8 protein-coding genes are annotated in these 8,666 nt (G+C 69.6%); 3 read left to right on the forward strand and 5 right to left on the reverse strand.

The window, feature by feature from the left end:
* Window positions 1–697 (forward strand): oligopeptide/dipeptide ABC transporter ATP-binding protein (locus tag BGO22_RS15450; protein WP_286851577.1); only part of this gene is annotated, 697 nt, incomplete at its 5' end.
* Window positions 698–700: 3 nt separating this feature from the next.
* On the opposite strand, the gene BGO22_RS15455 is transcribed toward BGO22_RS15450, so the two are convergent.
* Window positions 701–1,549: a MurR/RpiR family transcriptional regulator gene (locus BGO22_RS15455; protein WP_070399183.1), complete on the reverse strand. Its 849-nt coding sequence runs from the start codon at window positions 1,547–1,549 to the stop codon at window positions 701–703.
* A 63-nt stretch (window positions 1,550–1,612) separates the two neighbouring features.
* Between BGO22_RS15455 and tal the strand changes: the two genes are divergently transcribed.
* Window positions 1,613–2,554: a transaldolase gene (tal, locus tag BGO22_RS15460; RefSeq protein WP_070399182.1), complete on the forward strand. Its 942-nt coding sequence runs from the start codon at window positions 1,613–1,615 to the stop codon at window positions 2,552–2,554.
* A 198-nt stretch (window positions 2,555–2,752) separates the two neighbouring features.
* On the opposite strand, the gene groL is transcribed toward tal, so the two are convergent.
* The 3 genes from groL to BGO22_RS15475 form a co-directional block, all read right to left on the reverse strand.
* Window positions 2,753–4,399 carry a chaperonin GroEL gene (gene groL, locus BGO22_RS15465; RefSeq protein ID WP_070399181.1) on the reverse strand — a complete coding sequence of 549 codons (1,647 nt, stop codon included), beginning with the start codon at window positions 4,397–4,399 and terminating at the stop codon, window positions 2,753–2,755.
* Window positions 4,400–4,436: 37 nt separating this feature from the next.
* Window positions 4,437–4,727, reverse strand: a complete 291-nt coding sequence (gene groES / locus BGO22_RS15470) for a co-chaperone GroES (protein WP_070399180.1) — start codon at window positions 4,725–4,727, stop codon at window positions 4,437–4,439.
* 169 nt (window positions 4,728–4,896) lie between these two features.
* Window positions 4,897–6,444 (reverse strand): sensor histidine kinase, encoded by a 1,548-nt coding sequence (locus tag BGO22_RS15475; protein WP_286851581.1) that lies wholly within the window; start codon window positions 6,442–6,444, stop codon window positions 4,897–4,899.
* A gap of 215 nt (window positions 6,445–6,659) precedes the next feature.
* Between BGO22_RS15475 and BGO22_RS15480 the strand changes: the two genes are divergently transcribed.
* Window positions 6,660–7,382 carry a Crp/Fnr family transcriptional regulator gene (locus BGO22_RS15480; RefSeq protein ID WP_286851582.1) on the forward strand — a complete coding sequence of 241 codons (723 nt, stop codon included), beginning with the start codon at window positions 6,660–6,662 and terminating at the stop codon, window positions 7,380–7,382.
* Here the strand turns inward: BGO22_RS15480 and BGO22_RS15485 are convergent.
* Window positions 7,379–8,666: methyl-accepting chemotaxis protein (locus BGO22_RS15485; protein ID WP_286851583.1), on the reverse strand; the 1,288-nt coding region annotated here is incomplete at its 5' end. The genes BGO22_RS15480 and BGO22_RS15485 overlap by 4 nt on opposite strands.

Genomic DNA, 8,666 nt, shown 5'->3' on the forward strand with positions numbered 1-8,666 from the left:
CATCCAGATGATCTTCCAGGACCCGTACGCCAGCCTGAACCCGCGCTGGCGCGTGCAGGACATCATCGCCGAGCCTTTGCGCGAGCACCAGATCGAAACCGATGCGGCGAAGCTGCGCGACCGCGTCGATGAGCTGCTGCGCTCGGTGGGCCTGAGCCCGCACGACAGCCTGAAGTACCCGCACCAGTTCAGCGGCGGCCAGCGCCAGCGCATTTCCATCGCGCGCGCCCTGGCCACGCAGCCGGACTTCCTGGTCTGCGACGAGCCCACCAGCGCGCTGGACGTGTCGGTGCAGGCGCAGGTGCTCAACATCATGAAGGACCTGCAGCGCGAGCGCGGCCTCACCTACCTGTTCATCAGCCACAACCTGGCCGTGGTGCGCCATGTGAGCGACCAGGTGGGCGTGATGTACCTGGGCCGCCTGGTGGAGCTGGCGCCCAAGCACACGCTGTTCGAGAGCCCGCGCCACCCCTACACGCGCATGCTGCTCGACGCCATCCCCAAGATGCACGACACCGGCAAGGCGCGCACGCCGGTGCAGGGCGAGGTGCCCAACCCGCTGAACCCACCGAGCGGCTGCGCCTTCAACCCGCGCTGCCCGCACGCCAACGACCGCTGCCGCCACGAGCGCCCGGTGCTGAAGGACATCGGCGGCATCCGCATCGCCTGCCACGCGGTGGAGGAGGGGCGGATCTGACGCTCAGGCGTAGCGCTTGTTGCGCAGGTTGTTCTTCATCTCGCGCAACAGCGGCTGCAGCTTGGCGCCGCCGATGCGCAGCGCGAGGCAGGTGGCCATGATGTCGATCACCATCAGGTGCATCAGCCGCGAGGTCATGGGGCTGTAGCGGTCGTATCCCTCGGGGTGGTCGGCCGCCAGGTGGATGTGTCCGGCCTGCGCCAGGGGTGAGCCGCTGGTGGTGATGGTGATCACCGTGGCGCCGTGGCGGCGCGCGATGTCGGCCGCATCCATCAGGTCGCGCGTGCGGCCCGAGTTCGACACGATCACCAGGCAGTCGCCCGGTCCCAGCAGCGAGGCGCCCATCACCTGCATGTGGCCGTCGCTGTAGGCCACGGCGTTGATGCCCAGGCGGAAGAACTTGTGCTGCGCGTCCTGCGCGACGATGCCCGAGTTGCCCGCGCCGTAGAACTCGATGCGCCCGCGCGCCTTGCCCGTGGCCACGAGCGCATCCACGGCGCGCTCGATCGCGTGGTGCGAGGCGTCGTTGCGGTACTTGAGAAAGGCCGCCACGGTGTTGTCGATGAGCTTGACCATCACGTCGCTGGTCTTGTCGTCGGCGTCCACGCTGCGGTGGATGAAGGGCACGCCCTCGCTCACGGTGCCTGCCAGCTTCAGCTTGAAATCCGACAGGCCGTCGTAGCCCATGCTGCGGCAGAAGCGCACCACCGTGGGCTTGCTCACGTGCGCGCGCTCGGCCAGCTCGCTCACCGGCAGGCTGGCGAAACTGCGCGGGTCTTGCAGCACGAGCTTGGCCACGCGCTGTTCGGCCGGGGCGAGCGAGGGCATCGAGGCCTTGATGCGGTCGAGCATGGCGTGTTACCAGGTGGTCCGAATGGCTGAAATTTTATTACCTGGCGGCGCCATAATCCGCCCATGAACCAGCTCGACGCCCTCAAACAGTTCACCACCGTGGTCGCCGACACCGGCGACTTTCGGCAACTGGCGGCCTACGCCCCGCGCGACGCCACCACCAACCCCTCGCTCGTACTGAAGGCGGTGCAAAAGCCCGAGTACGCGCCGCTGCTGGCCGAGGCCATTGCGCGCCACGGCGCGGCCGACAAGGTGGAGCTGATGAACCGGCTGCTGGTGCGCTTCGGCGTCGAGATCCTCCAGCTCATTCCCGGCCGCGTGTCCACCGAGGTCGATGCGCGCCTGAGCTTCGACACCGCCGCCACGCTTGAGCGCGCGCGTCGGCTGATCGCCCTGTACCGCGCCGAGGGCGTGGACAGCGAACGCGTGCTGATCAAGATCGCCGCCACCTGGGAAGGCATCCGCGCGGCCGAGCAACTGGAGCGCGAAGGCATCCACACCAACCTCACGCTGCTGTTCTCCTTCCCGCAGGCCGTGGCCTGCGGCCAGGCCGGCGTGCGCCTGATCTCGCCCTTCGTGGGCCGCATCTACGACTGGTACAAGAAACAGGCCGGCGCCCAATGGGACGAGGCCGCCAACGCCGGCGCCAACGATCCCGGCGTGCGCTCGGTGCGCCGCATCTTCGAGTTCTACAAGCGCCACGGCGTGGCCACGGAAGTGATGGGTGCGAGCTTTCGCAACGTGGGCCAGATCACTGCGCTGGCGGGTTGCGACCTGCTCACCATCAGCCCAGAGCTGCTGGCCCAGCTCGCGGCCAGCGAGGCGCCGCTGTCGCGCGCGCTCGACGCCGAGGCGGCGAAGCGCCTGGACATCGCGCCCGTGCGCTACGACGAGGCGGGCTTCCGCTACGCGCTCAACGAGGACGCCATGGCCACCGAAAAACTCGCCGAAGGCATCCGCGCCTTCGCGGCCGACACGGTCAAGCTCGAAGCCTTGATGGTCTGAGCCCCGCACCAAGCGGCGGCCCCAAAAGAAAAACCCCGCGATCGCTCGCGGGGATTTTTTTGGCCGGCTGCTTCGAGGAACGCCAAAACGCTCCAACGACGCAGCCTGAGGGAGCAGGGCAAGGCGCAGCCGCGCTGACGGTGGCAGAGCCACGGCAAGCGGCTGCAACGCCGCCATGCGCCCTCAGGCAAGGAGCAATTACATGCCCATGCCGCCCATGTCGCCCATGCCACCCATGCCGCCACCGGGCATGGCCGGCGCGTCTTCCTTCGGCGCCTCGGCGACCATGCACTCGGTCGTGAGCATCAGCGAAGCGACGGACGCGGCGTTCTGCAGCGCGGTGCGGGTCACCTTGGTCGGGTCCAGGATGCCCATCTCGATCATGTCGCCGTAGGTGTCGTTGGCGGCGTTGAAGCCGTAGTTGCCCTTGCCACCCAGCACGGCGTTGATCACCACGCTCGGCTCGCCGCCGGCGTTGGCCACGATCTCGCGCAGCGGGGCTTCGATGGCCTTGAGGATCAGCTTGATGCCGGCGTCCTGGTCGGCGTTGTCGCCCTTGATGGCGCCAGCGGCCTGGCGGGCGCGCAGCAGTGCCACGCCGCCACCGGCCACGATGCCTTCTTCCACGGCGGCACGGGTGGCGTGCAGCGCGTCTTCCACGCGGGCCTTTTTCTCCTTCATCTCGACCTCGGTGGCAGCGCCGACCTTGATCACGGCCACGCCGCCGGCCAGCTTGGCCACGCGCTCTTGCAGCTTCTCGCGGTCGTAGTCGCTGGTGGCTTCCTCGATCTGGATGCGGATCTGCTTGACGCGGGCCTCGATGTCGGCCGCGGCGCCGGCGCCGTCGATGATGGTGGTGTTTTCCTTGCCCACTTCGATGCGCTTGGCCTGGCCCAGGTCGGCCAGGGTCACCTTCTCGAGCGTCAGGCCCACTTCTTCAGCGATGACCTTGCCGCCGGTGAGGATGGCGATGTCTTCCAGCATGGCCTTGCGGCGGTCGCCGAAGCCCGGCGCCTTGACGGCCACAACCTTCAGGATGCCGCGGATGGTGTTGACCACCAGGGTCGCCAGGGCTTCGCCCTCGACTTCCTCGGCGATGATCAGCAGCGGACGGCCGGCCTTGGCGACTTGCTCCAGCACGGGCAGCAGATCGCGGATGTTGCTGATCTTCTTGTCGAAGAGCAGAACGAAGGGGTTGTCCAGCAGGGCGGCCTGCTTCTCGGGGTTGTTGATGAAGTAGGGCGACAGGTAGCCGCGGTCGAACTGCATGCCTTCGACGACGTCGAGTTCGTTGTCCAGCGACTTGCCGTCTTCCACGGTGATCACGCCTTCCTTGCCGACCTTGTCCATGGCGTCGGCAATGATCTTGCCGATGGACTCGTCGGAGTTGGCGGAGATGGCGCCGACCTGGGCGATTTCCTTGCTGGTGGTGGTGGCCTTGGAGGCCTTCTTCAGCTGCTCGGTCAGGGCCACGACGGCCTTGTCGATGCCGCGCTTGAGGTCCATGGGGTTCATGCCGGCGGCCACGTACTTCATGCCTTCGCGCACGATGGCCTGGGCCAGCACGGTGGCGGTGGTGGTGCCGTCACCGGCGTTGTCGCTGGTCTTGGAAGCGACTTCCTTGACCATCTGCGCGCCCATGTTCTGGAGCTTGTCCTTCAGTTCGATCTCTTTGGCGACCGAGACACCGTCCTTGGTGACGGTGGGGGCGCCGAACGAGCGCTCGAGCACCACGTTGCGGCCTTTGGGGCCCAGGGTCACTTTGACGGCGTTGGCCAGGATGTTCACACCCTCGACCATGCGCGCACGGGCGTCACCGCCGAAAACCACGTCTTTTGCTGCCATGTTTGGCTCCTTCAGTACGAATCAGGGGGGAGGGGAATTACTTCACGACGACCGCGAACAGGTCGTCTTCCTTCATGACGAGCAACTCGTCGCCGTCGACCTTGACGGTCTGGCCGCTGTACTTGCCGAACAGCACGCGGTCGCCCACCTTGACGGTCAGGGCGCGGACTTTGCCGTCGTCACCGGTCTTGCCCGGGCCCACGGCCAGGACTTCGCCCTGATCGGGCTTCTCGGCAGCGGCGTCGGGGATGACGATGCCCGAGGCGGTCTTGGTTTCGCTGTCGACGCGCTTGACGACCACGCGGTCGCCGAGAGGCTGAAGTTTCATTGCATCTCCTGAATGGAAAAGAGGGCTAGGGGAAAAAGGGGGCCCCGGCTTGGAACCGGGGCACGGGCGCGGATGTTAGCACTCGGCGCCAGCGAGTGCTAATGATAAGGGCGGGTGTGACGGTTTCAAGAACCGCCCGTGCCGGCCGGGCGGTGGCCCGGGGCCCGGTTCAGGGTGCGGCGGGCTTGGGCAGCCAGACGTGGAAGGTCGCGCCCTCGCCCGGCGCGGATGCGCCCCACAGCCGCCCGCCGTGGCTGTCGACGATCTGCTGGGTGAGCGCCAGGCCGATGCCGTCGCCCGCGATCTCGGGATCTTCGCAGGCGCGGCCGAACATCTGCAGGATGCGCTCGTGCTGGCTGGGGTCGAAGCCGCGCCCGTTGTCCTGGATCCAGACGTCCCAGCCCGCGGCCTCCTCGCGGCAGCCGAAGGCGATGCGCGCGGGATCGCGCTGGGCGGAGTACTTCACGGCGTTGTCGATCAGGTTGACCCAGACCTCGTGGATCAGCACTGGGTCGGCCATCACCACGGGCAGGCTGTCCAGGCCGCTGAACTCGATGCGCCGCTCGGGGTGCGTGGCCAGGGCCTCCGCCACCAGCGGCTCGATCGTCTGACGGAGGGCCAGGGGCTGCTTGTCCACCGCGTGGCGGCCCAGGCGCGAGAAGCGCAGCAGCGCCTCCACCAGGGTCTGCAGGTGGCGGCCGGCGGCGCGCACCTTCTCGCCGTACAGCCGGGCCTGCTCCAGGTCGCCGGCGTCCAGCATGCTCTGCAGGATCTCGGCGAAGCTCACCATGTGGCGGATCGGCTTCTTCAAGTCGTGCGAGATGGCGTGCGAGAAGTCGGTGAGCGTGCGGTTGGCCTCCTCGAGCTGGCGCGTGCGCTCGCCGACCACGCGGTTCAAGGTTTCGTTGGTGCGCTGGCGCTCCTCCAGCAGCTCGTAGTAGACGGTCACGTCCTGCACCGTCCAGGTGGCCGGCAGGCGGTAGCCCTCGCCGGTGAAGTCCGGGATGCCGCGACAGCGCACCCAGCGCCGCTGTCCCTGGGCGCTGAGCAGCGGGAACTCCTCGTCGAAGGCCTCGCCGGTGCGCAGCGATTGCGCGAGCTTGTGGCGCAGGCCCTCGCGCCGCTCGGGCGGCACGGCCTCCATCAGCTCGGCGAAGTCGTGCGGCGCGTCGTCGGGCGCGCGGTCCAGCAGCTCGAAAACCTCGTTCGACCAGCGCGTGCGCGCGCTCTCGTGGTCGTACTCCACGCGACCCAGGCGCGCGAGCTTCTGCGCCGCGTCCAGGTGGCGCTGCAGGCTGGCGTTGGCCAGCTCCAGGCGCTTGCGCTCGCTGATGTCGGTCTGGATCGAGAAGAAGGCCGCCACGTTGCCATGCCCGTCGTGGATGGGCTCGATGTTGAGCAGCACCGTGTAGGCCTGGCCGTCCCTGCGGTAGTTCACCAGTTCGACGCCCGACACCGCGCGCCCGCCCGACAGCGCGGTCTTGAGCTGCGCGGTGGCGCGCTGGCTGGTCAGCGGGCCGTGCAGGAACTCGCTGGCGCGCTTGCCCTGCACCTCGTCGAGTGGCCAGCCGGTGACGGCCGAGTAGGCGCGGTTGACCCAGCGGATGCGCTGATCGCGGTCGGTGATGACGACCATGTTGGCGCTGTGTTCGACGATGCGCTGCAGCACCTGCAGCCACGAACCGAGATTCTCAAAGCCGATGTCTGATGCAAGCATGGCACCGTCCCCGCCGGGACGCCAGGTGGGCCCTCGCGGGCGGAAACCCGGCCGCGCCGCCGGCGCCAGGCCGGGTCGGCACGACCTTCCCCGGACCATCATGGCGCCAGCGGCGGCATTCATGGGGGCGATCCCGCTGCCTTAGTGATCGAACGCACACCGGGGTGCCACAAAAGTCGTAGCGCGCGTGCTGGGCCGAGTCAACAATCGCGGCCATGTCTGCCCACGCCATGACCAAGGCCGCCACGTCCGCCGGTGGCCGCTGCGACCTTTGCTCGACGCGCCAGCGCTGCATCGTCTCCAGCCTGCCGGCCGAGCGCATCGCCGCCTTGCAAGGTCAGATCGTCGAGCGAGCCGTGCCCCTGGGCGGGCAGATCGAGGAGCAGGGCTTGCGCTCGCTCAGCGTAAAAGTGGTCAAGCTGGGCCTGTTCCAGGGCCTGCGGCGCGCGGCGCGCGGCGAGAAGCGGCCGGTCTGCCTGCTGGGCAAGGGACAGGTGGCCGGGCTCAACAACCTGTACCGCCAGCCCGCCGCGCTCACGCTGGTGGCCATCACGCCGGCGCGGGTCTGCGAGATCCCGGTGCGGCTGGTCGATGAGATCGCCATGGGCGACCGGGCTTTCCGCCGCTGCCTGTTCCAGGCCCTGGCGCGCTACGTCGACAACCTGGCCGACTGGTCGCGCGTGCCACGCGGCGGCAACGTCACGGCCCAGCTCGGCGAGGCGCTGCGCCTCATCGCGCACGAGGAAGGCCGCGCGGCCTTCCGCATCCCCAGCCACACCGAGCTGGCGCGCATGCTGGGCACGCGGCGCGAGACCATCGCGCGGCACATCGGCCTGCTGATCGAAGGCGGGCAGTTCGTGAAGATCGACCGCTGGCATGGCCGCCTGCTCGGACCGGGCGGGCCCGAGGGGGCGGACACCCAGGCCGGCACGGCCTAGGCAAACACGCCCACGGCCGCGTCCAGGCGGCTGGCCTCGCCGCGCAGGCTGTGCGCGGCGGCCAGCAGCTCTTCCACCAGGGCGGCGTTGCGCGCGGTCAGCTGATCGAGTTCGGCCATGGCCTGGCCGACTTCGGCCACGCGGTTGGCCTGGTGTGTGGCGGCGGCGCCCATCTCGTCGATCAGCGCGTGGGCGTCGCTCACGCGCCCGCTGGTGCGCGAGATGGTCTCGCCCGCGGCGTCGACCTTGCGCACGCCCGCCTCCACCGTGTCGATGGCCTGCGCGATCAGGGCGCGGATCTCGTGCGCGGCATCGGCGCTGCGCTGGGCCAGGCCGCGCACCTCGGCGGCCACCACGGCGAAGCCGCGGCCTTGCTCGCCCGCGCGCGCCGCCTCCACGGCGGCGTTGAGCGCCAGGATGTTGGTCTGGAAGGCGATGGCGTCGATCACGCCGATGATCTCGCCCATGCGTTGGCTCGAGCGGGCGATGCCGTCCATGGTGCCGACCACGTCCTTGACCGCGTGGCCGCCCGCCAGGGCGACCTCGGACGCTTCGCGCACGCGCGCCGCGGCGAGCTGCGCGGCCCGCGTGTTGCGCTGGATGCTGCCCGAGAGCTCGTCCATGGAGGCCGCCGTCTGCCGCAGCGAGGCCGCGGCCTGGTCGGTTCGGTGGTTGAGGTCGTCGTTGCCGGTGGCGATCTGCTGGCTGGCCGCGGCCACGCGCGCGGCGCGGATGCCGACGTCGTCGACCAGGGCTTTCATGTTCTGCGCCGCCTGGTTCAGCGAGCGCTGCAGCCGGCCGATGGCGTCCAGGCGCCGCGCCGTGTGGGGCGGTGGCATCTGGCCGCAGGACAGGGCCTGGGCGTACTCGCCCAGCTCGCGCAGCGGGCGCCCGAACTGCGCGCGGTACCAGGCCAGGCCCAGCGCCAGCGCACTGGCCTGCGCGGCCAGCAGGGCCAGCGCGCCCGCGCCGGCGGGCACGCCGGCCAGCAGCGGCGCCCAGCCCGCGGCGGCGCACAGCGCCAGCGGCAGCGCGGCGCGCGCGCCGGTGCCCAGCGTGCGGTCCCAGGCCAGCCAGGCCAGCGGGCCGGTGCGCACCAGCAGGCCCTGGCGAAAGCCGTGGCCCGCGGCCCGGCCCTCGCGAAAGCGCGCGTACCAGTGCTCGGCCTCGTCGATCTCGGCGCGCGAGGGCGTGGTGCGCACCGAGAGGTAACCGCTGAGCCGGCCGTCGCGGTGCAGCGGCGTCACGTTGGCGCGCACCCAGTAGTGGTCGCCGTCCTTGCGG

It is taken from the genome of Hydrogenophaga sp. 70-12, from assembly GCF_001897365.1.
Taxonomy (GTDB): Bacteria; Pseudomonadota; Gammaproteobacteria; order Burkholderiales; family Burkholderiaceae_C; genus Hydrogenophaga; species Hydrogenophaga borbori.

Excerpts from the sequence above, each read along its gene's own strand:
- groL (WP_070399181.1), bottom strand. The coding sequence starts at position 4,399 with ATGGCAGCAAAAGACGTGGTTTTCGGCGGTGACGCCCGTGCGCGCATG.
- BGO22_RS15480 (WP_286851582.1), top strand. The coding sequence starts at position 6,660 with ATGTCTGCCCACGCCATGACCAAGGCCGCCACGTCCGCCGGTGGCCGC.
- tal (WP_070399182.1), top strand. The coding sequence starts at position 1,613 with ATGAACCAGCTCGACGCCCTCAAACAGTTCACCACCGTGGTCGCCGAC.
- groES (WP_070399180.1), bottom strand. The coding sequence starts at position 4,727 with ATGAAACTTCAGCCTCTCGGCGACCGCGTGGTCGTCAAGCGCGTCGAC.
- BGO22_RS15455 (WP_070399183.1), bottom strand. The coding sequence starts at position 1,549 with ATGCTCGACCGCATCAAGGCCTCGATGCCCTCGCTCGCCCCGGCCGAA.
- BGO22_RS15475 (WP_286851581.1), bottom strand. The coding sequence starts at position 6,444 with ATGCTTGCATCAGACATCGGCTTTGAGAATCTCGGTTCGTGGCTGCAG.